This window comes from Collinsella sp. AM28-11LB (assembly GCF_003469895.1).
Lineage (GTDB): Bacteria > Actinomycetota > Coriobacteriia > Coriobacteriales > Coriobacteriaceae > Collinsella.
On sequence record NZ_QSKJ01000005.1, the window covers coordinates 1 to 23,516 of the forward strand.

At 60.1% G+C, this 23,516-nt stretch carries 28 protein-coding genes; 2 read left to right on the forward strand and 26 right to left on the reverse strand.

All coding sequences use genetic code 11. The annotated features are described in order from the left end of the window. Positions 1 to 15 precede the first annotated feature (15 nt). Positions 16 to 879: a Cof-type HAD-IIB family hydrolase gene (locus DW732_RS04430; protein ID WP_255413413.1), complete on the forward strand. Its 864-nt coding sequence runs from the start codon at positions 16 to 18 to the stop codon at positions 877 to 879. Positions 880 to 997: 118 nt separating this feature from the next. Here DW732_RS04430 and DW732_RS04435 read toward each other — a convergent pair whose 3' ends face one another. From DW732_RS04435 to DW732_RS04450, 4 genes are all read right to left on the reverse strand, one after another. After that, on the reverse strand, positions 998 to 1,792 hold the full coding sequence (locus tag DW732_RS04435) for a Cof-type HAD-IIB family hydrolase (protein WP_118098921.1): 795 nt from the start codon (positions 1,790 to 1,792) through the stop codon (positions 998 to 1,000). A 206-nt stretch (positions 1,793 to 1,998) separates the two neighbouring features. Next, entirely contained in the window at positions 1,999 to 3,819 is a 1,821-nt protein-coding gene (locus DW732_RS04440) for an adenine deaminase (protein ID WP_118098922.1), read from the reverse strand. Between the two features lie 202 nt (positions 3,820 to 4,021). Further along, entirely contained in the window at positions 4,022 to 5,233 is a 1,212-nt protein-coding gene (tyrS, locus tag DW732_RS04445; protein WP_118098923.1) for a tyrosine--tRNA ligase, read from the reverse strand. A 97-nt stretch (positions 5,234 to 5,330) separates the two neighbouring features. After that, positions 5,331 to 7,292 (reverse strand): U32 family peptidase, encoded by a 1,962-nt coding sequence (locus tag DW732_RS04450; protein ID WP_158567349.1) that lies wholly within the window; start codon positions 7,290 to 7,292, stop codon positions 5,331 to 5,333. 162 nt (positions 7,293 to 7,454) lie between these two features. On the opposite strand from DW732_RS04450, the gene DW732_RS04455 reads away from it, so the two are divergent. Next, positions 7,455 to 9,662 (forward strand): transglycosylase domain-containing protein, encoded by a 2,208-nt coding sequence (locus tag DW732_RS04455; RefSeq protein WP_118098925.1) that lies wholly within the window; start codon positions 7,455 to 7,457, stop codon positions 9,660 to 9,662. Positions 9,663 to 9,851: 189 nt separating this feature from the next. On the opposite strand, the gene DW732_RS04460 is transcribed toward DW732_RS04455, so the two are convergent. From DW732_RS04460 to DW732_RS09960, 22 genes are all read right to left on the reverse strand, one after another. Next, entirely contained in the window at positions 9,852 to 10,289 is a 438-nt protein-coding gene (locus DW732_RS04460; RefSeq protein WP_006235280.1) for an arginine repressor, read from the reverse strand. Between the two features lie 133 nt (positions 10,290 to 10,422). After that, positions 10,423 to 11,463 (reverse strand): glycosyltransferase, encoded by a 1,041-nt coding sequence (locus tag DW732_RS04465; protein WP_158567350.1) that lies wholly within the window; start codon positions 11,461 to 11,463, stop codon positions 10,423 to 10,425. 161 nt (positions 11,464 to 11,624) lie between these two features. Continuing rightward, positions 11,625 to 12,449 (reverse strand): tRNA pseudouridine(38-40) synthase TruA, encoded by an 825-nt coding sequence (truA, locus tag DW732_RS04470; RefSeq protein ID WP_118098927.1) that lies wholly within the window; start codon positions 12,447 to 12,449, stop codon positions 11,625 to 11,627. 92 nt (positions 12,450 to 12,541) lie between these two features. Then, entirely contained in the window at positions 12,542 to 13,024 is a 483-nt protein-coding gene (gene rplQ / locus DW732_RS04475) for a 50S ribosomal protein L17 (RefSeq protein WP_089573564.1), read from the reverse strand. Positions 13,025 to 13,054: 30 nt separating this feature from the next. After that, a complete protein-coding gene (locus DW732_RS04480) occupies positions 13,055 to 13,996 on the reverse strand; it encodes a DNA-directed RNA polymerase subunit alpha (protein WP_117734359.1) in 942 nt (313 codons plus the stop codon). Between the two features lie 32 nt (positions 13,997 to 14,028). Next, the gene (gene rpsD, locus DW732_RS04485; RefSeq protein WP_006235275.1) at positions 14,029 to 14,625 is read right to left on the reverse strand and encodes a 30S ribosomal protein S4; all 597 of its coding nucleotides are present in this window, start codon (positions 14,623 to 14,625) and stop codon (positions 14,029 to 14,031) included. A 19-nt stretch (positions 14,626 to 14,644) separates the two neighbouring features. Further along, entirely contained in the window at positions 14,645 to 15,049 is a 405-nt protein-coding gene (gene rpsK / locus DW732_RS04490; RefSeq protein WP_006235274.1) for a 30S ribosomal protein S11, read from the reverse strand. Between the two features lie 14 nt (positions 15,050 to 15,063). Next, positions 15,064 to 15,438 (reverse strand): 30S ribosomal protein S13, encoded by a 375-nt coding sequence (gene rpsM / locus DW732_RS04495; protein ID WP_022094275.1) that lies wholly within the window; start codon positions 15,436 to 15,438, stop codon positions 15,064 to 15,066. A gap of 14 nt (positions 15,439 to 15,452) precedes the next feature. Continuing rightward, complete coding sequence (rpmJ, locus tag DW732_RS04500; RefSeq protein WP_006363204.1) at positions 15,453 to 15,566, reverse strand: 50S ribosomal protein L36; 114 nt, start codon at positions 15,564 to 15,566, stop codon at positions 15,453 to 15,455. Between the two features lie 150 nt (positions 15,567 to 15,716). Then, positions 15,717 to 15,935 (reverse strand): translation initiation factor IF-1, encoded by a 219-nt coding sequence (gene infA / locus DW732_RS04505; RefSeq protein ID WP_035137443.1) that lies wholly within the window; start codon positions 15,933 to 15,935, stop codon positions 15,717 to 15,719. 232 nt (positions 15,936 to 16,167) lie between these two features. Continuing rightward, the gene (map, locus tag DW732_RS04510) at positions 16,168 to 16,956 is read right to left on the reverse strand and encodes a type I methionyl aminopeptidase (protein ID WP_117743545.1); all 789 of its coding nucleotides are present in this window, start codon (positions 16,954 to 16,956) and stop codon (positions 16,168 to 16,170) included. Then, on the reverse strand, positions 16,953 to 17,579 hold the full coding sequence (locus tag DW732_RS04515; RefSeq protein ID WP_055252238.1) for an adenylate kinase: 627 nt from the start codon (positions 17,577 to 17,579) through the stop codon (positions 16,953 to 16,955). The genes map and DW732_RS04515 overlap by 4 nt, the downstream gene beginning before the upstream one ends. A gap of 18 nt (positions 17,580 to 17,597) precedes the next feature. Then, the gene (secY, locus tag DW732_RS04520; protein ID WP_117734357.1) at positions 17,598 to 18,884 is read right to left on the reverse strand and encodes a preprotein translocase subunit SecY; all 1,287 of its coding nucleotides are present in this window, start codon (positions 18,882 to 18,884) and stop codon (positions 17,598 to 17,600) included. Continuing rightward, positions 18,878 to 19,327: a 50S ribosomal protein L15 gene (rplO, locus tag DW732_RS04525; RefSeq protein WP_006235267.1), complete on the reverse strand. Its 450-nt coding sequence runs from the start codon at positions 19,325 to 19,327 to the stop codon at positions 18,878 to 18,880. Before rplO ends, secY begins: the two co-directional genes overlap by 7 nt. A gap of 3 nt (positions 19,328 to 19,330) precedes the next feature. Next, entirely contained in the window at positions 19,331 to 19,513 is a 183-nt protein-coding gene (gene rpmD, locus DW732_RS04530; protein WP_006235266.1) for a 50S ribosomal protein L30, read from the reverse strand. A 2-nt stretch (positions 19,514 to 19,515) separates the two neighbouring features. Then, positions 19,516 to 20,040, reverse strand: coding sequence for a 30S ribosomal protein S5 (rpsE, locus tag DW732_RS04535; RefSeq protein ID WP_055252236.1), 525 nt, complete (start codon positions 20,038 to 20,040; stop codon positions 19,516 to 19,518). 14 nt (positions 20,041 to 20,054) lie between these two features. Then, positions 20,055 to 20,423 (reverse strand): 50S ribosomal protein L18, encoded by a 369-nt coding sequence (rplR, locus tag DW732_RS04540; RefSeq protein ID WP_006235264.1) that lies wholly within the window; start codon positions 20,421 to 20,423, stop codon positions 20,055 to 20,057. 75 nt (positions 20,424 to 20,498) lie between these two features. Further along, entirely contained in the window at positions 20,499 to 21,035 is a 537-nt protein-coding gene (gene rplF, locus DW732_RS04545) for a 50S ribosomal protein L6 (protein ID WP_006235263.1), read from the reverse strand. Between the two features lie 33 nt (positions 21,036 to 21,068). After that, the gene (gene rpsH, locus DW732_RS04550; protein WP_006235262.1) at positions 21,069 to 21,467 is read right to left on the reverse strand and encodes a 30S ribosomal protein S8; all 399 of its coding nucleotides are present in this window, start codon (positions 21,465 to 21,467) and stop codon (positions 21,069 to 21,071) included. A 119-nt stretch (positions 21,468 to 21,586) separates the two neighbouring features. Next, the gene (locus DW732_RS04555; RefSeq protein ID WP_022094280.1) at positions 21,587 to 21,772 is read right to left on the reverse strand and encodes a type Z 30S ribosomal protein S14; all 186 of its coding nucleotides are present in this window, start codon (positions 21,770 to 21,772) and stop codon (positions 21,587 to 21,589) included. Positions 21,773 to 21,851: 79 nt separating this feature from the next. Continuing rightward, a complete protein-coding gene (rplE, locus tag DW732_RS04560) occupies positions 21,852 to 22,409 on the reverse strand; it encodes a 50S ribosomal protein L5 (protein ID WP_006235260.1) in 558 nt (185 codons plus the stop codon). 323 nt (positions 22,410 to 22,732) lie between these two features. Beyond that, positions 22,733 to 23,500, reverse strand: coding sequence for a hypothetical protein (locus tag DW732_RS09960; protein ID WP_199569746.1), 768 nt, complete (start codon positions 23,498 to 23,500; stop codon positions 22,733 to 22,735). Between the last annotated feature and the right edge of the window lie 16 nt (positions 23,501 to 23,516).

Consider the following 23,516-nt stretch of genomic DNA (forward strand, 5'->3'; position numbering starts at 1 on the left):
GCCTAGGCTAGCCCCTTGTCACACAAACTACCGAAGCCTCTTGTTTTTTCCGATATGGATGGAACACTGTTGACGAGTGACAAGCAGATGAGCGACGCCACCTGGACGATGCTCGACGAGCTCGCACGTCGCGGCATTGAGTTTGTACCGTGCACGGGGCGTCCGCTGTCGGGCGTCTTTGAGGCCATCCTCGCCCATCCTGCCGTGCACTACGCAGTCTGCGCCAATGGCGCTAGCGTCTGGCAGCTCGACGAGGATGTGCCCACCGATGCCTCACGCGCCACGCGCATATTGAGCCGACCGCTCGACCGCGCCATCGCCCACCGCGTCCATAGCATTGCCGCCGGCCACGATGTGACCTTCGATATCTTCGCGGACGGGCGGTGCTTCCTCCCCCGCTCGCTCTACACGCGCCTGGACGAATTCTGCGGCGGAGATCCTCACATCGCGGCTTCGCTCAAGCGCACGCGAACGCCGATCGACATGGATATCGACAGCAAAATCGACGAGGTCGAGGTGCTCGAACGCATCGCCATGTACTGGCACGACTCAGCCGACCGCGATGCTATCGTGGCGGCGCTCGACACACTCGAAAGCATTGAGGTCACGCGTTCGTACGCCATGAATATCGAGGTCATGGGCGGGGGCGCCACCAAGGGAACGGCATTGGCTTGGCTATGTGGACATCTGGGCGAGCCTCTCGCCGACGCCTGGGCGTTCGGCGACAACATCAACGACATCCCCATGCTGCAGGCAGCGGGCCACGGTACGGCGATGATCAATGCCGAGCCCGAGGACCGCGAAGCCGCCGGCGCCATCACCGAATACGACAACGACCACGACGGCGTCGCCCGCGCCGTCATGGCCGCCCTCGCCTAGCAGCAGCAACCCGGCAGGGTAGCTAATTTGGGACGGGGCTTTTTTAGCTACCCTGGTCACAGTAGTCGTTGGGGGCACTCTTCGCGGGGCGCTGCAAGGACTGTCCCCATCTGCCGAATTAGGCGAGACTCTCCAGCACGCGACGGAGCTCCTGCTGGACGGCGTGGTCGCGGTTGCACCCCACCACGCGATCGGCGACTGCCTTGAGCGCGGGGCGCGCGTTTTCCATCGCGCAGCCCGTGCCGACAAAGCGAATGATCTCGTAGTCGTTCATCGAGTCGCCAAATGCCATGATCTCATCGCGCCCAATGCCGTAATGCTCCGCGAGCTGCGCGATGCCAGAGGCCTTCGACACGCCGGGCTGCATGGCATCGATCCACGCGTTGCCCGAAGGCGCAAAGGTAAAGAACTGGCCGAGCTCGCGCTGCAGTACGTAAGCGCTGTCCATAACGGCACCATCATCGCAAAAGATACTCGCCTTGATGATATTTACGCTGGGATCGGGCAGCTCCCAAATGCGCTCGGCATTGGGAAGGTCCTTATCCACCTCGCGCACGAACTTACTCTCGTCATCGAGCAAGAAGGACTTGGTTCGGTCAAAGAGTGCAAGATGCAGATTGGGAAACGTCGCGACGGCCTGGGCTAGCTTTCGAATCGCCAGGTGCGAATACACCTCACGGCCTACCATTTTGCCGTCGGCGTAGACCTGGGCACCGTTAGCTGCGACAAAGTCCATTTTGTCGCGAACGGGCGCAAAGAACTCGCACAGGCGATCGTAGCGGCGGCCTGACGACGCGGCAAAATGCACGCCATGCTCGCGTAGTGCCAGGATCAGTTCGTAGGTCTCGGGAGGCACCTGGCCATTTTCGTCAAGCAGTGTGCCGTCCATATCGGATGCAATCAGCTTAAACATAGAAAAGCTCCCTTCGGGCTTGCTGGAATCGAACGTGTATCCGATTCCAACGTACCCAAAGGGAGCTCAAATAAGACCCCGCAGTCATAAACGTTACATAGACCTGGCAAATAGCTCACGCGCACCAGAGAGCCCACGGTCGCGGCGTCAGGCGACACGCCAAAGAGTGTCCCCAGCGACTAGTCGTTTAAGAACGTCCCCGATGATTAGTCGGCGTAGGTGAAGGTCGTGACGTCGAACATGCCCTCGGGGCGGATGCGGAGCGTCGGGATGACCGGCAGGGGCAGGAAGATGATGCCCATGATGGGGTCGAGCGGCGGCTCAATACCCATGGCGCGCGCCTTGACCATAAAGTCGTCGTGCTGCGCTGCGACATCCTCGGCCGTGCCCTCGCTCATCAGGCCACCGAGCGCCAGCGGAATGCGCGCCACGACCTCGCCGTTGCGCACCAGCACGTGACCGCCCTGGCCCACGGCCTCAACAGCAGCCATCATATCGGCGGCGTTGTCGCCCACCACGCACACGTTGTGCGAGTCGTGGCCGATCGTGGAGGCAATGGCACCACCGGTGATGGTGAAACCGCGCACCCAGCCGCGACCGATGTGCTTGTCAACAAGACCCAGGCCCGCAGGACCATCACCGTCGGCGCCCTCGGCTTGCAGCGACACGCCGCGGCCGTGACGTTCGATCAGCATAATGCGGCGCAGGCCCTCGTCAGTCTCGGGACGAACCATGCCCGTGATAGCCATGCCCGGGATCACATCAATAACCGCCTCGCCCGGCTTAAAGGCATAATCGAACACGTCAAGCGAAAGCTTCGGCAGCTTAACGGAGGCGCGCAGCTCATCGGCAAGGGCCGCAACCTCGGCCATCTCGGGTGCAATCTCGCCCACAAAGGCGCCGTCCTGTGCCACGAGCGCACCGGCGGCATACACGAGATGCGGAGCCGCGACAAACGTCAGGTCGTTGAGCACCAGCAGGTCGGCGCGCTTGCCCGGGGCGATCGCGCCGCGGAGCTCATGCGGGTCACGACAGCCGTGGTCCAGGCCAAATGCCTCAGCCGTGGAAAGGGACGCCATGGAGATAGCGACCACCGGGTCGATGCCGGCCTCGATGGCCACGCGGCAGGCATTGTCGATCATGCCGGTCGAAAGAGCATCGGAGGGAGCGCGGTCGTCGGTCGCAAAGCAGCAGCGGCGGGCGCGGGCAGGGTTCTCCAGCAGCATCGGGGACAAATTAGCCAGGTCGTGGCTGCACGTGCCCTCACGCAGCATCACATACATGCCGCGGGACAGCTTGTCGAGCGCCTCCTCGGGAATCGTCGACTCGTGGTCGGCAATGATGCCTGCCGCGGCATAGGCGTTGAGATCCTTGCCGGCAACGAGCGGGGCGTGACCGTCGACCTGCTTGGACGGCGTCTGGTTGGCAGCGTCGATACGAGCACAGGTCTCGGGATCGGCCATAAAGACGCCCGGCAGGTTCATCATCTCGCCCAGGCCAAAGACATCACCCGGATGCTCGGCAAAAAACGCCTGCATATCGGCGGCCGAAATAACGGCACCGGCCTGCTCATCGGGCAGCGCGGGCACGCACGAAGGCATCATGTACTTGATGGAGATGGGTGCGCGGCGACCATCCTCGATCATAAAGCGCAAGCCGTCGAGACCGGCAACATTGGCAATCTCGTGGCTGTCGGCAATGGCGGTGGTAGTACCGCGCGTCGCGGCCATGCGAGCATACTCGGCGGGACGGATGTTCGAAGACTCGATATGCAGGTGCCCGTCAATAAAGCCGGGAGCAAGATAGCGGCCCTGGCAGTCGATAACCTCGGTCGCCTCGTAGGTGCCGGCGGCATCGTCGCGACCGTCGTAGAGCACGCCGACGATTACGCCATCCTTGACGGCAACGCTACCGGGTGCCACGCGCTGGCCATATACGTCGACAATCTGCGCATTGGCAAACAGCGTGTCGACGGGCACGCGACCCTCGGCAGCGTCGATCACAGACCTCATGACCTCAACGGACATACATACTCCTTTAACCGTAGAAAAAAGCTGCAGGGCGGACAGACCTTCACCGCAGCAAACCAATAGCCATTGTATGCCCAAACGATGGGACAGCAATACACCCCCTGCAAATGACGAGAGTGGATAATCTCCCACTTTGAGCCCACAAACAGGCCAAAAACGGAAGATTATCCACTCTCATTCTGTGAGGTTGACTTACTCGTTAGACCAACTTAAATCCTTTGCGCTTGCCTACGGAGAGGGTGTCGCCCAGCTTGAGGGCGCTGGGGTCGATGTTGTAGCTCTTGGGAGCCACGGCCTCGCCGTTGATCTTGACGCCGCCGCCGTCGATATCGCGGCGGGCCTGGCCGGCGCTGGCCGAAAGACCCAGGTCCTTGAGCAGGCCAGCGAGGTAGATCTGGCCCTCGTCGTTGACGGTCAGCTCAACGTGCTTCTCGGGGAAGTCGGCAAGCTGCCCCTCCTTGAACACGCGGTCGAACTCGGTCTGAGCCTCGTCGCCGGCACCGGCGCCGTGGTAGGTGTCGCACAGGTCGCGGCCCAGAGCGCGCTTGAGCTCGTAGGGGTCGGCAGAGCCATCGGCCAGAGCAGCATCGATCTTGTCGACCTCGGCCGGGGTGAGCGAGCTGGCCAGACGATAGTACTTGCCAATCATCTCGTCGGGGATGGACATGGTCTTGCCGAACATATCCTTGGGAGCGTCGGTCAGGCCGATGTAGTTGCCATAGGACTTGGACATCTTACGCACGCCGTCGGTGCCCTCGAGCAGCGGCATGGTAAGCGCGATCTGCGGCTCCATGCCCATCTTCTCCATAAGCTCGCGGCCGGCGAGCAGGTTAAAGAGCTGGTCGGTGCCGCCCATCTCCACGTCGGCCTTAATCTGAACGGAGTCGAAGGCCTGCATCACGGGGTACAGGAATTCGTGCAGGGCGATCGGCGTCTGGGACTGGTAGCGCTTGGTAAAGTCGTCGCGTTCAAGGATGCGGGCGACGGTAAACTTGGAGCACACCTGCAGCAGGCCGGCCAGATCCATCGAAAGGATCCAATCGCCGTTGTGCACGATGGTGGTCTTCTCGGGGTCCAGGATCTTCATGGCCTGGCTCACATAGGTCTCGGCGTTGGCCTCGATCTGCTCCTGCGAAAGCTGCGGACGCGTGGAGTTCTTGCCCGAGGGGTCGCCGATCAGCGCGGTGCCGTTGCCGATGATAAGGGTGACGTTGTGGCCCAGGTCCTGGAACTGGCGCATCTTGCGCAGCGGCACGGCATGGCCCAGGTGCAGATCGGGGCTGGTGGGGTCGACGCCGAGCTTGATGTTGAGGGGCTCGCCCTTCTCAAGCTTCTTGCGAAGGTCGGCCTCGGGGACGATCTTCGCAGCGCCCGAGGTGATGATACGCATTTGCTCGTCAACAGACAGCATTGGGTATCCTCCTTTTGCTATAGCACCCTCACCGGATACGGCGGTGCTGGAAGTTCATAAACTCACTTATGATAACCAAAACGGCGCGACGCGGCACCTATGACAGGAAAATCCTCGTCCTGCCGCGTGCATCGATGGCAACTGGCAAACGCGTGCCATCCCGCTCAACCAGATAGCGCGCCTGCCGACGACGCATGCAATCGTGACAACATGCCCCGGCTTGCGCCGCATCGGTGGCGCAAGCCCCCTCGGCGGTCAGCAGGCAGTGCTCGCACACCATGAGCTCGGTGTGGTCGGCATCGACGGGGCCCAGAACACCAGGTTCGGCCGTCAGTTCGGCAATACGTTCCGCATCATTGCCGAGCAACTCGGCCGGCAAGTACACCCGACCCGCGCCGAGCCCACGTAGCCAGGCAAGCGTAGTCCGGTTCGCACAGAACACCGGCGCCGCCACGTCAAACGTCACGCCCAGCTCTCGAGCGATCACCACCTGCCCCAGGTTGCGGCAGACGACGCGCCCGGCACGCTGCATCAGTGAGCGGGTCCGGTCAGCGTCACCCGTGCGGCACACTTCGTCGAGCACCACAACGGCGTCGGACAAATCGAGTTCTCCGCGCGGGTCGGCATCCATCAGCTGCCAAGCAAAAACCATGCGAGCGGGAACCGCGCACTCCACCAACTCCGTCGACGCACCGCCATCCACCGCAACGTCCTCAAAGGGCAGTACCTCAACGGCACGCGCAACGGGCGCAATCGCATCTGCCTCGGCCCGCATGCGCTCCAACACCGCCGCCGTCTGATCCAACATGCCGGCGCTGCGAATCAGGTACACCTCGCAGCCCGTGTCCACCTTACGCTTGCAATGCACGACAACGCGTTCCCCCGCCGCGGCACTCACCGGGCAGGGCACCTGCGGCCAGCGCTTGGGCACATCGGGACGCGCGTCGACACCCGGATAGAACCGAATCTCGAGCGTGTCACCCGCCGCCACGGCGGCGTCGAGCTCAACGGCCACCTCTTCGTGGCCCACAGCGACCAAGCGCCCCACGCGCACGCCCTGGTTGATTGCACGCTCAAAGCTCATAAGCTCGGCGCCCGAACGCCCTCGCAGGTACGCATCGGTAAACCCACGGTTAAACGACCTTCCCAGCTCTCGTTCAAGCGCCGGCACCGCATTGGCATCCCACGTGCCGTCGCGCAGCATATCGAGCGCGTGACGCCACGCCCTCACCACGTTAAAGACATAGTCGGGATTCTTCATGCGACCCTCGATCTTGAGCGACGCCACGCCGGCGGCAACAAGCTCGGGCAGGTGCGCAATGCTCAGGTAATCACGCGGACACAGCAGACGGTCCCCCTCAACGGCGACGACGCTCTCCCCCGCCTCGTCCACTAGGTCGTACGCCAGGCGGCACGGCTGTGTGCAGTCCCCGCGCATCGCCGAGCGCCCGCGTCTCAGGGCTGAGAACTCACAAGCACCCGAGTAGCCAATGCAGATGGCCCCGTGGCAGAACACCTCGATAGGCACGCCCGTACCGCACAAGGAGGCAATCTCGTCGACCGTCAGCTCGCGTGCCGTCGTCACGCGCTCGACCCCCAGCTCATCGGCGGCAAGCCGCACGGCGCCTTCGCTATGAACGCCCGCCTGCGTGGACAGGTGAATCTCGACGCCAGGAATCGCCGCACGCAGCGCGCACGCCAATCCGGCATCGGCAACAATCAGGGCATCGGCGCCCAGCTCCAGTGCATGAGCTCCCAACGCCGCCGCGTCGGACAACTCATCGTCAAACACGAACACGTTGAGCGTCACGTACACACGCACGCCATGGGCATGCGCCACGGCACAACCGCGCGCAAACTCGTCATCCGTAAAGCCATGGGCGCTCACACGGGCGTTAAAGTCGCCCAACCCCGCATAGATGGCATCGGCGCCCGCGGCGATGGCCGCAAGCATCTGGTCGAGTCCGCCCGCCGGCGCCAGCAGCTCGGGCAGCGCCGCACCGGCACCATCCAATCCAGTCTCGTATTGTCCGCTCGGCCCCATCGTCCGAATCGCCATCGGCAAACTCCTTACCAAGGTATGCATTCACTCTGAAAAATGCCGTCTTCCAGCATACACGAGGCCTCGCGCGCCCCGTTTGGTTTATCGTGTAATAACTTATGTCCATCCTGCCCCGACGGCACATCCACCGTCCGGCACGACATACCTGGAGGTCAATATATGGGTCCTCGCCAACGACAGGGACGCAGCCGTTCAAAGACGCATGCCCTGCCCATAATCCTGCTCTCGTTTTTGGGCTTTCTGCTTATCGCGGGCGTGGCATTTGGCATCGGCATGGTCGGCAACGTCAACCGCTGGCTGTCCGATCTGCCCGACTACACCGACGCCAACGCGTATCTGGTGAGCGAGCCCACCGAGATCGTCGACTGCAACGGCAACAAGATCGCGAGCTTCTACACGCAAAACCGCAAGTCCATCACCAAGGACGAGGTCTCCCCCTACGTGCTGCAGGGCACCGTTGACGTCGAGGACGAGCGCTTCTACGAGCACGGCGGTATCGACCTGTGGGGTATCGCGCGTGCTGCGGTGGCAACCCTCGGCGGCGGGCACGAAGGCGCCTCGACTATCACCCAGCAGCTGGTGCGCAACACCATCCTGCAGGAGGAGCAGTTCGACTCGACCATCGAGCGTAAGGTGCGCGAGGCCTACATCGCCGTCAAGATGGAGGACATGTACTCCAAAGACGAGATCCTCATGATGTACCTCAACACCATCTATTACGGCCACGGCGCCTACGGCATCGAGGCCGCAGCCGAGACCTATCTGTCCAAGAGCGCCGCCGACCTCACCCTCAGCGAGGCCGCGCTGCTCATCGGCCTTCCCAACTCGCCCTCGCAGTACGACCCCACGGTCAACCCCGACCTGGCGCTGTCCCGTCGCAACAAGGTCCTTGACAACATGTTGCGCCTGGGCCACATCACGCAGGAGGAGCACGATGCCGCACAGGCCGAGCCCATCACCCTCAACGTGACCGAGATTTCGGGCAGCGGCGTCGACATATACTCGCAGCCCTACTTTGTCGCCTATGTTAAGCAGCTGCTGGAGCAGGAGTTCTCGACCGACGTGCTCTTTAAGGGCGGCCTGACCGTCAAGACCACCATCGACCCCACCATGCAACAGGTGGCCGAGGAGGCTGTGCGCTCGCAGCTCGACACGCTTTCGCTCGACGGCCTGGACATGGGCATGGTCGTCGTAGACCCTAAGACCGGCTACATCAAGTGCATGGTGGGCGGCTACGACTACAACGCCGACGAGAATCACGTGAACCACGCTACGGCAAAGCGCCCCGTGGGCTCCACGTTTAAGGCCTTTACGCTGGCAACTGCCATCCAAAACGGTATGAACCCCAACGTCACCCTCAACTGCAACTCGCCTCTTACAGCCAAGGGCACTACGACCAAGGTGCAAAACTATGCCAACCAGAGCCATGGCAACATCACGCTTAAGCAGGCAACGGCATACTCATCCAACACCGGCTACATTCAGGTGGCAGAAGCCATCGGCAACAACAAGATCATGTCGCTCGTCAAAAAGCTCGGCATCGATCCCGCCAAGGACAATATCGAGGACGTTCCCGTCATGACGCTCGGCACCGGGTCCATCTCGCCGCTCGAGATGGCATCGGCCTACGCCACTTTTGCCAACGGCGGCCATTATCGCCAGCCGATCGCCATCACCGAGATCGACTCGCGTACCGGCTCGGTTCTGTACCAGCACACCGACAATCCCACGCAGGTGCTCACCGAAGGCGAGGCTGCCGCGGTTACCGACGTTCTATCCGGCGTCATGCAGGGCAGTGGCACGGGTGCCGCCGGCGCGCTGAGCGTCAACCAGCCCTATGCCGGCAAGACAGGTACCACTGACAACACCACCAACCTGTGGTTCTGCGGCTACACGCCGCAACTGGCATGCGCCCTGTGGACCGGTTATTCCGCAGGCGAGATTCCCATCCAAAAGTACGGTACGGACCTGCTGGGCGACAGCACCAACCTGCCCGTCTTTAAGAAGTTCATGAACACTGTTTTGGCCGGAACCGAGCGCGAGGAGTTCCCGACCGGAACGGCGCCCACGTACAAGAACAATAACGTCTGGAAGTTCTACGGCACCAACAACACCAAGAAGACGGAAAGCGACGAGGACGAAGACAAGGACGAAGAGGAAACCACCACCACGACGACCACAACGACCACGACCACCGAGACCACAGGCGGCGACACCACCGGCGGCACCGGTACGACCGGTGGCTCGACGGGCGGCTCCACTGGTGGTTCGACCGGCGGCGATGGCGGCACGCCTACGCCCACTCCCGACCCCTCGCCTACGCCCACTCCCGACCCCTCGCCCACGCCTGACGATACGGTCGGCTAGAAATCATCCGGCCATAAGCAACAAGGACCCCGAGCAGCTTATTAAACTGCTCGGGGTCCTTTTAGTTTAAAGCGACCTGGTGGGCGGTCTTTATGCCTGCAAACAAAAAAAGGGGGTACCGACCAACGTCGATACCCCTTACAAGCCACTATGTCAGCGCACGCAGGGCCAAGCGCACGACCCGCACGCCTACTTGCGAGAATTGCTCAGCTTATTGATCAGCGCCTCGAGACGCTCGCCGTCCTCGGCCGTCTGGGCAATAACCAAAATCGTATCGTTGCCGGCAAGCGAGCCAAGCACATCGGGCAACTCTGCCGCATCAACGGCGGCGGCGATGCCGGAAGCCGTGCCAGGCTGAGCCTTGATCATAACCAGATTATCGGTGCGCAGAACGCCCGTTACGAGCTCGGAAACCATACGCTGCAGGTGCAGGTCCTCTGCCAGAACATAGATGCCCTCAGGGAGCTTACGCAGCCCCATATCGGCAATATCGCGAGAGACAGTCGCCTGCGTGCAATCAAAGCCCATAGCGCGGAGCTCATCGACCAGCACGCGCTGCGTGCGGACGTCCTTATTGCGCACAATATCTCTAATGGCATCCTGGCGCCCATTGCGTTTTTTAGCCATACAAACCCTCACTCCAAAAGATGGCGGAGACGATCAATCAATGATTGAATAGTTTAACGCTATTTGAAAGTTTTTGTGTATAAGAACGCATTTCGAAACAATTCCATGCAAGTTTGTTTTGAAATGAGCACCCCTAGGCAGTTTTGGCACCAGTTCGGTTAAGAAAAGCAGCCAAATGCGTATACATCACGCAACGCGTAGGCTTCGCGCTTGCAATTGGCCCAAACAACAAACCGAGTCCGCGGTGGTCATCCTTAAGCGCCGCAACCATCTGACGAGTTCGGGGTGCCTCAAGCATATCACGCATACGGGCGGAGCGTTCAATTGATGACACCCCATGCGGGCTCAGACACAAATTCTCGATGCAGGCGACCAGTCCGGCAAAGTAGAACTTCTGGCTTGCCAGCATGAGCCAACCACCGCTATCTGCTTCCGAGAGTGAGTCCGCAAGCTCATCGAGCGCTCGGGTGTCATCGGATACCTTGGCATACATGGTGGGATCAAAGGCATCTGTAAGCTTAGGCGCCGCCGCGTGGAAACAAGCGTCGCCGCATCCGGAGACGTGCTGTGCCTGCGAGAGCGCACACGCCATAAACCCAACAGTGCGAAACGTCTTATCGCACAAAAGGCATGCCTCAAACAGCGGACGGGTGTACATCACGCCAGAGACTTGAGCAACCAGGCCGCCTAAAATCAACTGAGGCAGCCCGGCGACCATCGATGATTTGCTATCAATGGAAATATGAGTAGCATCCAAGACGCGCGAATGGCGCTCTCGATGTGCATCATAGCGGTCGAGCGACACCGTGGGGAAGACTATGTCTGCCGCAGTATCGCACGCGATATCGACCATCTTGGAAAGGGCGTGCGGAGCAAACCACTCATCGGCGTTCATGGCGATGATTTGAGAGCCGCGCGAGGCATCAAAACCGGCACGAAGACAAGCGCCGCGCTTAGCGTCCTCGACGTCAATCAAATCAATATGGATGTCCCTGTCGGCAGCAACTTGAAGCGAATGGCGCACACCGGGCGCAGCATCGCGGCAGACAACGACAATCTGCAAATCATAGAGGTCTTGGCTCTGGATACTCTCGAGCGCACGCATCGCATAGCTGGGCGAACCTTCTACCACAAGGATCACCGAAAGTCGCGGATGCGAGCCACGTCGAACCAAGTTATCCGTCCTCTCGTCAGCAGTGAATCAAACTGTCGTTCATGGTACACCCCGGCAATAAAAGCAATGAGACACCGGTTGTATTGCACGCCAAGAACAGATGTTGCACACGCGCAGCCCACAGATGACAGGTGTCGACGCACGACGCGTCGAGCCCTCCCCTAGTCGATCACGACAAGCTCGGCGGGATCGTAATCCACGCCCATAAACGTAAGGCCGCAGGCAGGAGCCGTGGGGCCCGCAGCGGTACGGTCGCAAGCATCGATGACCTCACGCATCCACCCAGGTTCATGGCGATGCATGCCAATCTCGACAAGCGTGCCCACGATCGTACGGACCATCGAATGCAGAAACGCATTACCCTCGATGGTGAACGTCAGGATGTCCTCGCCAAACGCAACCTCATGGCCAAACTCGGCACGCATCACGCAGCGATGCGTGGGCTTGCCAACGGCCGAGGCAACCTTGCAAAAGCTTTTAAAGTCCTGCTCGCCCAGCAGCGCGGGACAGGCAGCAGACATTGCCTCAACATCCAAGGGATAGCGATGCCACCACACCGCACCGCGGGACAGCACGGGGCGCGCATCTCGATCGGCAATACGGTACGTATACGTACGGGAACGCGCGTCAAAACGTGCAGAAAAGCCTTTACGGGCCTTGTAGACCTCGTTTATGGCGATATCTTTGGGCAGCAGGGCATCCATAGCCCGCAGCCACCTACGGCGCGTACACGCGAGCTCAGCGTCCGTTACGGGCACGCTGATGTACTGAGCCACGGCATGCACGCCGGCATCGGTACGCCCCGCGCATGTCAGATCGATCGGGCGGCGAAGCAGCGTCTCGATGGCTCGACGCAGCTCACCCGCAACCGTCGTCTGTCCCGGCTGCTCGGCAAACCCGCTATACGACGAGCCGTCATAGGCGACGCGGAATACAAGGGTGGCGTCAAGCTCGAGAATCGAATTGATATCAGACGGCGCAGTCATGGGCGCTCCCAACAAACAAGCAACAGTATCGCGACAAAAAAAGAGGGGTACGCGAACGTACCCCTCGAATATAGCCTATGCAGACGGAATGTCTACTCAGCGGTCTCCTCAGCAGGAGCCTCCTCGGCAGCGGTCTCCTCGACAGCCTCGACCTTCTTGGGAGCAGCGGCCTTCTTGGGGGCCGGAGCAGCCTTCTTAGCCTTAGGCGTGCAAGGCTCGGTGACGAGCTCCATGATAACGATGGGAGCGTTGTCGCCCTTGCGGTTACCGAGCTTCATGATGCGGGTGTAACCGCCGTTGCGGTCCTGCCACATGCCCTGAGCAGCCTTGTCGAAGATCTCGGCAACGAGCTGCTTATCGCCGAGCTTGGCGATAGCCAGACGACGAGAGTGCAGGTCGCCCTTCTTGGCCCAAGTGATGATCGGGTCGACGACCGAACGCAGCGCCTTAGCGCGGGTCTCGGTGGTCTTGATGCGGTCGTTCTCGAAGAGGGCCTTAGCAAGGCTCTTCTTCATGGCCTTGGTGTGGCTCGCATCGGTGCCGAGCTTCAGGCCCTTCTTAACGTTGTGACGCATGGTCTAGTTTCTCCTCAAATATGCGAAGCATTAAGCCTTCAGGCTCAGGCCCATGGACTCAAGCTTGTCCTTCACTTCCTCGATCGACTTAACACCGAAGTTACGGATGTTGAGTAGATCGTTCTCCGAGAACTCAACGAGCTGACGGACCGAGTGAATGCTGGCGCGCTTAAGGCAGTTGTAGGAACGGACGGAAAGGTCCAGATCCTCAATCTGCTTGTCCAGCTCGGCGTTGTCGTTGGTGACCTCGGGAGCGAAGATCGAAGCCTCCTCCTCGACCTCGGGGGTCTCGGCAAGGTTCATAAAGGCGGCCATATGCTGGTTGATGATATTGGCAGCCTGGACCACGGCGTCGCGCGGGGCGATGGAACCGTTGGTCTCGATCTCGAGGACAAGGCGGTCGTAGTCGGTGTGCTGACCGACACGGCAAGCCTCAACGAGCTTGGCGCAACGGGAAACCGGCGAGTACAGCGAGTCGACGTGGATCACACCGATGGGATCGTTGTCGCGCTGGTTAGCCTCGCCAGAGACATAGCCGCGGCCATAGCCGATGCGCATGCTCATGGTGAGATGGCCACCCTCGGTGAGCGTAGCAATGTGCTGCTCGGGGTTGACCAGCTCAAACTCGGACGGAATAAAGAAGTCCGCACCGGTGACCTCGCAGGGGCCGTCAACCGAGATGGTGGCGGTCGCCTCGTCGGTCGTGCCGAGAGCCCTGAAGACAAGACCCTTGACATTCAGGACGATGTCGGTGACATCCTCGACCATGTTAGGGATGGTCATGAACTCGTGCTGCGCACCATCGATCTGAATAGCCTCGACGGCGGCACCCTCGAGCGAGGACAGAAGAACGCGACGAAGGGAGTTACCCAGCGTATCGCCGTAGCCACGCTCGAGCGGCTCGACGGAGACACGAGCAGACGTCTCGTTGATCTCTTCGACCTGAACCTGAGGCCTAATGAATTCTGACATGTATTACCTCCAGCCTCAGCAGCCCGGATGGACTACTTAGAGTAGAGCTCGACGATGAGCTGCTCGTTGATATCACCGCTGATCTGCTCACGCGTCGGCAGAGCGAGCACGTTACCAGACAGCTTCTCGATATCGACCTCGAGCCAGCCAGGGACCTCAAAGCGCTCGGAGGAAATCAGGGCCTCCTTGATGGGGAGGAGGTCACGGAACTTCTCGCCGACAGCGACGACGTCGCCGGCCTTGACGCGGTAGGACGGGATGTCCACGCGCTTGCCGTTCACGGTGAAGTGACCGTGACGGACGGACTGACGAGCCTCTTTGCGGGTGCGGGCGAAGCCAAGACGGAAGACGACATTGTCGAGGCGAGACTCAAGGATAATCATGAGGTTCTCACCGGTGACGCCGTTCATCTTACGGGCCTTGTTGAAGTAGCCGTGGAACTGCTTCTCCAGAACGCCATAGATGAACTTGACCTTCTGCTTCTCGCGCAGCTGCATGCCGTACTCAGATTCCTTGCGACGGCGCTTGGGCTGACGGATAGATTCCTTCTTGCTGCTGTAACCGAGCTCAGCGGGATCGATCCCGAGCTGACGGCAGCGCTTAAGAACAGGAGTCCTGTCGATTGCCATATTGATACGATCCTTTCAGTTACACGCGGCGACGCTTCTTGGGGCGGCAGCCGTTGTGCGGAATGGGGGTCTTGTCCTGGATGCTCGAGACCTCGAGGCCAGCAGCCTGGAGGGAGCGGATGGCGGTCTCACGACCGGAGCCGGGGCCCTTGACGAAGACGGAAACCTTCTTCATACCGTGCTCCATGGCCTGCTTGGCAGCAGCCTCGGCAGCCATCTGGGCAGCGAACGGCGTGGACTTACGGGAGCCCTTGAAGCCCACCTGGCCAGCCGACTTCCAGGAAATGACGTTGCCCTGGGGATCGGTGATCGAAACGATCGTGTTGTTGAACGTAGAACGAATGTGGGCCTGGCCCACGGAAATGTTCTTACGGTCCGCGCGCTTCAGACGGGCAGCGCGAACGTTCTTCTTAGCAGTAGCCATCTATCTAGCGCTCCTTATTTCTTCTTCTTAGCACCGATCTGACGCTTCGGGCCCTTGCGGGTACGAGCGTTAGTGTGGGTGCGCTGGCCGCGGACCGGGAGGCCCTTGCGGTGACGAAGGCCGCGGTTGCAGCCGATGTCCATAAGGCGCTTGACGTTCTGGTTGCGCTCACGGCGGAGGTCGCCCTCAACCATGATCTGGTTCTTGTCGATATAATCACGGATGGCGTTAACCTCATCTTCGGTGAGGTCCTTAACGCGCGTATCCACGTTAACGTTGCACTCGACGCAAATTTTCGTCGCAGTGGTGCGGCCGATGCCGTAAATGTAGGTCAAACCGATCTCAACGCGCTTCTCACGCGGGAGGTCGACACCATTAATACGGGCCAACGTAGTCTCCTCTCTTAACCCTGACGCTGCTTATGACGGGGGTTCTCGCAAATGACGAGGACCTTGCCATGGCGCCTAATGATTTTGCACTTATCGCACATCTTCTTGACCGAAGGACGTACCTTCATCGTTCTTCCTTTCGGTAGCGCTCAAACTACTTCCCTACTATCTACTCGCCCAGCCGCAGGCGTTTAAAACTATGGCTGGTCTTCACACACAATCCGACCGTAGGTTGAGCTAAGCCTGCAGTCGGAAATGGAGTGCGTGTATGCGTGCCGCTATTTGTAGCGATAGGTGATGCGGCCGCGGGTCAGGTCGTACGGGGAAAGCTCCACGACAACCCTGTCACCGGGGAGAATACGGATGTAATTCATTCGGATCTTGCCAGAAATGTTGCACAGAACCGAATGACCGTTCTCGAGCTCGACCTTAAACATGGCGTTGGGCAGCGGTTCCTTTACCGTACCCTCGAGCTCAATTGCGTCTTCCTTCTTCACAAGCAATCATCTTTCTCTAGAAAACGACAGCGATTGAGTATTCTACAATACGTATGCACGCATCGTAATATCTTCGTAATGGCTCCACAACTACGTGGAACTTGTTACATTTGAAATGTAAAACAAAGCCGTTCCCTGATGCCCAAGATCGCCTTGAAATGAGAAGGAATAGACCTTGGGGTCATGCCTTCGAAATTGAAAGGCGAGGTTGGGCATCAGGGGGCGGCGACTTTTACATTTCTCCGCCCTGCAGGGAGCACCAAGCACCTTGCGCGTCCGTGGTGAGAATCACCGGACCGTCATTGGTAATGGCGACGGTGTTCTCGTAGTGCGCGGCGGGCAGGTGATCGTTGGTCGTAACAATCCAACCGTCGGAGCCCGAGCTCACATGGTTGGAACCCATCGTAACCATCGGCTCAATGGCAATGACCATGCCGGTCTGGAGGCGCACGCCCCTCCCCTTCTTTCCATAGTTAGGAACGTTGGGGTCCTCGTGCATCACACGGCCAATGCCATGGCCCACATAGTCGCGAAGCACGCCGTAACCGTGAGACTCAGCGAGGGACTGAACGGCATAACCGACGTCGCCGATATGGTTACCGGGAACAGCCTGCTCGATGGCAGCCTTAAGGCAATCGCGCGTAACCTCGCACAGGGCCTTGGCCTCAGGCGTAGGGGTGCCGACGAAAAACGTCCAAGCGTTATCGCCAACCCAACCGTCGACAACGGCTCCCGTATCGATGGAGATGATATCGCCATCGCGCAGGATCATGTCGGGGTTGGGAATACCGTGGACCACAGCATCGTTGATCGATGCGCAAATAGTCCCCGGGAACCCGCCGTATCCCTTAAAGGCAGGGGTGCCGCCATGCATGCGGATAATCTGCTCCGCGAGCTGATCGAGCTCAAAAGTCGAAACGCCGGGGCGCACCATGGCTCCAACGTGGCGGAGCGCCATCTTAGATAGCGCTCCTGCCTTCTTCATCTGCTCGATTTGCGTTGCAGACTTAATCTTGATCATAGACCGAGGGCCTCTTTGACATCCCCGTACACGGTCTCGCGAGCCTGGTCACCGTTGACCGACTTGAGCAGACCCTGGCCACGATAGTAGTCGACGAGCGGGCTCGTGGACTTCTCGTAGACGTCGAGACGGTTCTTGATGGTCTCGGGCTTGTCGTCGTCGCGCTGATACATCTCGCCGGCGCACTTGGGGCAGGTAGCATCGGCAGCGGTGCCGGTGTAACCGCAGGCGCGGCAGGTGCGACGCGAAGACAGACGATCGATAATGACCTCGGGGGCCACGTCGACCAGAAGGGCGCAGTCGATCTCGCGACCCATCGCGGAGAGCTCGGAATCGAGCGTCACGGCCTGGGCGGTGTTGCGCGGGAAGCCGTCGAGGATGAAACCCTGCTGGGCATCATCGGCGGCAAGACGCTCCTTGACAAGATCGATCACGAGCTGGTCGGGAACGAGCTCGCCAGCGTCCATGTACTTCTTAGCCTGAATACCAAGCTCGGTGCCGCCCTTGACGGCAGCACGCAGCAGGTCGCCCGTGGAAATGTGAGCGACGCCAAACTCGGCGACGAGCTCCTGTGCGACGGTGCCCTTACCGGCACCCGGAGCTCCGAGCAATACGAGGTTCATGAGCAATCCTCCTCTAGCCTATTTAAAGAATCCATCGTAATCATACATCTTGATCTGGCCTTCGAGCTTATCGACCGTGTCGAGCACGACGCCGACCATGATGAGGATGGACGTGCCGCCAAATGCCTGGATCAGCTGGTTACCCGTGAAAGAGAAAATGATCGAAGGCACGATGGCGATGAGCGCCAAAAAGACAGCGCTGGGAAGCGTGATCTTGTTGAGCGCATTCTTGATGTAGGCCGCGGTAGCTCTACCCGGACGCACGCCCGGAATAAAGCCGCCCTGCTTCTTAAGGTTGTCGGCCGTGTCATCGGGGTTGAACACCATGGAGGTGTAGAAGTATGCGAAGAACACGATGAGGACAACATTAAGCACCCAGTTGAGCCAACCGGTCGAAAGCGCAGAGGCAACTGCCTGAATCCAGCCGATGCCGGGGAAGAACACGGCAATCTGAGCCGGGAAGTACAGCAGCGCCGAAGCGAAGATGATCGGCACGACGCCCGCGGTGTTGACCTTGATGGGCAGGTAGGTGGTCTGGCCACCCATCATGCGACGACCCACGACGCGCTTAGCGTAGGAGACCGGAATGCGGCGCTGGCCGCGCTCAAGGAAAACAATCAGCGGGATAACCAGCAAGATGATGGCGCAGATGATCACCATGGTGATGATGCCACCGGCATTGCCCTCGGTGCTGGAGAAGATCGCCTGCGGCAGACCGGCCATGATGTTCGCAAAGATGATCAGCGACATGCCATTGCCGATACCGCGCTGGGTGATGAGCTCACCAATCCACATGATCAGCATGGCGCCCGCGGTGAGCGTGCCGACGATCATGAGGTCGAAGATGATCTCGGGAGCGCCGGCGCCAGTAAAGCTGATGCCGAAGCTCTTAAAGAGGAAGAGGTAACCCACGGAGTTGAGGATTGCCAGAGCCAGGGTGAGGTAACGCGAATACTGCGTAATCTTGGTCTGACCGACCTCGCCCTCGCGGGCAAGCTCATGCAGGGAAGGCACAACGGCCTGGAGCATCTGGAGGATGATCGAGCTGGTGATGTAAGGCATGATGCCCAGGGAGAACACCGACACATAGCTCAACGCGCCGCCAGAGAAAAGATTCAGGAGGGCCATAGCACCTGCGGCGACCGAATTGTTATCGGTCGAGAAAAGGCCCAGCATCCCCTGGAAGGGAATGCCGGGCACAGGAACGTGCGCACCAATGCGGTACACGACGAGCATAGCTATGGTAAAAAGAATCTTTTCACGCAATTCTTTGATGCGGAAAGCATTCTTAAGACCATTTAGCACGGCAGCTCGACCTTTCCGCCAGCGGCCTCGATCTTGGCCTGCGCAGAAGCGCTGACCTTGTCGACCTTGACCGTGAACTTCTTGGTGAGCTCACCATTGCCGAGCACCTTGACGGGCTCGAACTCGCTCTTGGTGATGCGAGCGGCCTTAAGAGCGGCACCGTCGATCACAGCGCCGTCCTCGAACTTACGCTCGAGACGCTCAACGTTAACAGCGGTGTACTCGATACGACGGGGGTTGCGGAAGCCCGGAAGCTTGGGCAGGCGCATAGCCAGCGGAGTCTGGCCACCCTCGAAGCCGGCACCCTTGGTGCCGCCAGAGCGGGAACCCTGGCCCTTCTGGCCGCGGCCAGAAGTGGTGCCGTGACCCGAAGAATTGCCACGGCCGACGCGCTTGCGGTTCTTGGTGGAACCGGGCGCGGGAGTAAGATCGTGAAGCTGCATTTGCTACTCCTCTACAATCTCGACAAGGTGCTTGACCTTGAAGATCATGCCGCGGACGGACTCGTTGTCAGCAATCTCGCGAACCTCGCGGATCCTGTGGAGACCGAGGGCACGGACAGTACGGACCTGGTCCTGCTTGCAACCGTTGGTGCTGCGGACCTGCTTGATCTTGATGGTGTCAGCCATGCTTAGTTCTCCTTACCGACGAACATCTCGGAGACCGTCAGGCCACGGCGAGCCGCGACGTCCTCAGGGCTGGAGAGCTCCTTGAGGCCCTCGACGGCAGCCTTGATGATGTTGAGGCCGTTGTCGGTACCGAGGGACTTGGACAGGACGTTCTTGATGCCAGCAAGCTCGAAGAGGGGACGCACAGCGCCGCCGGCGATAACGCCGGTACCCTCGACAGCGGGCTTGATGATGATGCGGCCGGCACCAAAGTGGCCGAGAACCTCGTGCGGGATGGTGCCCTGCTCGGTCACCGGCACGTGGAACATGTTCTTCTTGGCATCGAGAGACGCCTTGGAGATGGCCAGGGGCACCTCAGCGGACTTGCCCATGCCAACGCCGACGTTGCCCTTGCCGTCGCCAACGACGACGAGAGCGACGAGGCTCATGCGACGACCACCCTTGACGGTCTTCGACACGCGGTTGATGTAAACGACGCGCTCCTCGAACTCGGAGGCCTCGCGCTGCTGCTTCTGATTACGAGCCATGTGCTACATACCTCCTAGAACTCGAGACCGGCGGCACGAGCACCGTCGGCGAGGGCCTTGACGCGGCCATGGTAGATACGGCCACCGCGATCGAAGGCGACCTTGGTGATGCCGGCCTCGATGGCGCGCTTGCCAACGAGCTGACCGACCTTCTCCGCAGCCTCCTTGTTCGAGGTGTGGGTGCCCTTGAACTCGGCCTCGAGGGTCGAGGCAGAGACGAGCGTCAGGCTGGAGCCCTTGCTGTCGTCGATGATCTGGGCATAGATGTTGGCGTTAGTACGGGTCACGCGAAGACGCGGACGCTCGGAGGTACCCGAGACCTTGCCGCGAACACGACGCTGACGACGCTTGAGGCCTTCCAGCTTCGCCTTATGCTTGTTCATACGTAAACTCCTAAAAAGGTTGATCTTGCCAGCACCTGACGGGGTGCTGGTCTTATGCGAGTGAGTCGGTTACGACTACTTGGCGGCCTTACCCAGCTTGCGGCGGATGTGCTCGCCAACGTAGTGGATACCCTTGCCCTTGTAAGGCTCGGGAGGACGATGGCCGCGGATCTCAGCGGCGATCTGACCGACCTGCTGCTTGTTGATACCCTTGACGTTCACGTGGGTGTTGTCGGGAACCTCGAAGGTGATGCCCTCGGGAGCCTCGACGATCACGGGGTGCGAGAAGCCCAGGGAGAACTCGAGGTTCTTGCCCTTCTGCTGCACGCGGTAACCGACGCCGGCGAGCTCGAGCTTCTTCTCGAAGCCCTCGGAAACGCCAACAACCATGTTGTGGATGAGGGCGCGGGTGAGGCCGTGGCGGGCACGGGTCTCACGCTCGTCGTCGGGACGGGAAACGGTGAGGACGTTGTCCTCGACGTTAATAGCGAGCTTCTCAAAGACATCGAGCTCGAGCTGGCCCTTGGGGCCCTTGACGACAACGTTGTTGCCGTTGACTGCCACTTCGACTCCGGCGGGAATCTGGACAGGCTTATTACCGATACGAGACACGGTGATCTCCTTTCCTTCTACCTACCGAGCGAATTACCAGACGTAAGCGATGATCTCGCCGCCGACGTTGTGCTTGCGAGCATCGCGGTCGGTCATGACGCCATGGCTGGTGGAAATAATGGCGGTACCAAGGCCACCGCGGACGCGGGGCATGTCGGCAACGCCGGTGTACTTACGCAGGCCCGGCTTGGAAATGCGGCGGATGCCGTTGATGACCTTAGCCTTCTTGGGACCATACTTAAGCGTGATGTGCAGAGTCTTCTGGGGAACGGTGTCCTCGACATCGTAGCCCTCGATGTAGCCCTCCTCGTGCAGAACACGAGCGATCTCGACGAGCTTCTTGCTGCTCGGCATGGAGACCGTGGCCTTGTTCACAGAGTTAGCGTTACGGATGCGCGTAAGCATATCTGCGATCGGGTCTGTAAGGTTCATACAGATTCTCCTTCGTTCTTGATGAACACGTGCTCTTGGTTCTTCGCCGCCCTTAACGGCAAAGCCTTTTTAGCGCGTTTTCCCTGTTCCAAACTGATGCTTGAAACGCTGGTAGTGACTTACCAGCTGGCCTTCTTAACGCCGGGAAGCTCGCCCTTGAGTGCAAGCTCGCGGAAGCAGACACGGCACAGGCCGAACTTGCGGTACACAGAGTGCGGACGGCCGCAGCGCTGGCAGCGCGTGTACTCACGAGTAGAGAACTTCTGCTTGCGATTGCACTTGACGATCATCGATGTCTTAGCCACTTATATCCTCCTCACATAGAGTATTGTTCGCCCCAAGCGCCGCCCCCTTGTGGGAACGGCGCTTATAGGGCAGGTGAACCTATTTCTTGAACGGGAAACCGAAGGCGTCCAGAAGGGCCTTGGCTTCCTCATCGGTGTTGGCGGTGGTCACGAAAGTGATGTCCATACCACGCTGGTGATCGACGGAGTCGAAGTCGATCTCGGGGAAGATGAGCTGCTCGGTGACGCCCATGGAGAAGTTACCACGGCCGTCGAAGCTCTTGGCGGAGATGCCGCGGAAGTCGCGGATACGGGGGATCGCGACGGAGGTCAGACGATCGAAGAACTCCCACATACGGTCGCCACGCAGGGTAACCTTGCAGCCGATCGGCATACCAGCGCGCAGGCGGAAGGTAGCGATGGACTTGCGGGCACGGGTAATCATCGGCTGCTGGCCGGTGATGGCGCGCAGGTCGCGCACGGCACCGTCGATGGCCTTGGAATCGGTAGCGGCCTCGCCGACACCCATGTTCACGACGATCTTCTCAAACTTGGGGATCATCATGACGTTCTCGTACTGGAACTTGTCCTGAAGCTGCTGCTTGACCTCGTTGTTGTACTTGGTCTTCAGACGCGGCACATACTTCTCTTCTGCCATTGTTCACTCCTTCTTGGGGTTTTAAGCACGGGGCGTGGCCACGATGGGTTGTCCTCGTGCCTCCTGGCTGCATCCGCGCCGCTCATGGCATTTCGCGGTTTGGACTCGACGCAGCAGGAGCCGACAAAACAATCGGTACTATACGCGCATCGGGAGCGTATTACCAGAAAAACCTCGTCTGCCTGCACAACTCCACAACTCCCCCGCACAAATATGACCCGCATGTGCCAGGGGTAGCTAATTTGGGACGGGGCTTTTTTAGCTACCCTGCGACAAGGCAGCTAAAAAAGCCCCGTCCCAAATTAGCTACCCCTGGGATGCGACTAGCGCTTGCGGGGGACGAGCTTGGTGCGGCGTAGGTGGATCATCTCGGCGGCGATGGAGATGGCGATCTCCTCGGGGCAGAGCGTCTCGATGTGCGCCGCGGGAATCTCGGAGGCCGCGTTGGTGTAGGTGACCTTACTCCCCTCCTCCACCAGCGAAAGCCTGGGGCAGCCCACAATGGTGTGGCGCGATTCCTCGCCATGGCACTCGGCCACATCGCCCTCGAGCACGCTCGCGATAAACGGTTCAAAGTCGATGACGAAGTCGCCGATACGTCGATACGCCAAGACGTCGGCAACCGACTGGAACAACGGCGCCTGGGTCGCGTCCAGGTGCAGATAGCACAGGCAGATGGCTCCGCCGTAGATCATGCCGGTATCGGAGTTCTCGCCGCCCATGGTGTAGCGGACCAGACGCGATTTACCCCCGGCCAGCAGCTCGCGAGCCTCGTCCAGCGCAAAGAGCTCGATTTTGCCGCCGCCGACCGACGTCGCCTTGTCCGAAATATAGTTGATATAGCTGGCATCGCCGCGCGGGTCGACGTCGGCGCATTTAAAGCCCTCAGTCACCTGCACGCCGTCGGCCAAAAGGCCGCGCAAGCAGCCGTCAATCTGCGTGACCATGTACGGTTTGAGCAGAGCAAAAGCGGTTCGACCGCTAAGCAGCGACGATCCGCCATCCTTGCCCTTAAGCCCCATAAGGTCGGGAAAGAGACTCGCAGGGAACAGCACCGGCGAGGCGGGTTCACCGTTTAGGGCAAGACGCACGGGCGCGACGCCGCCG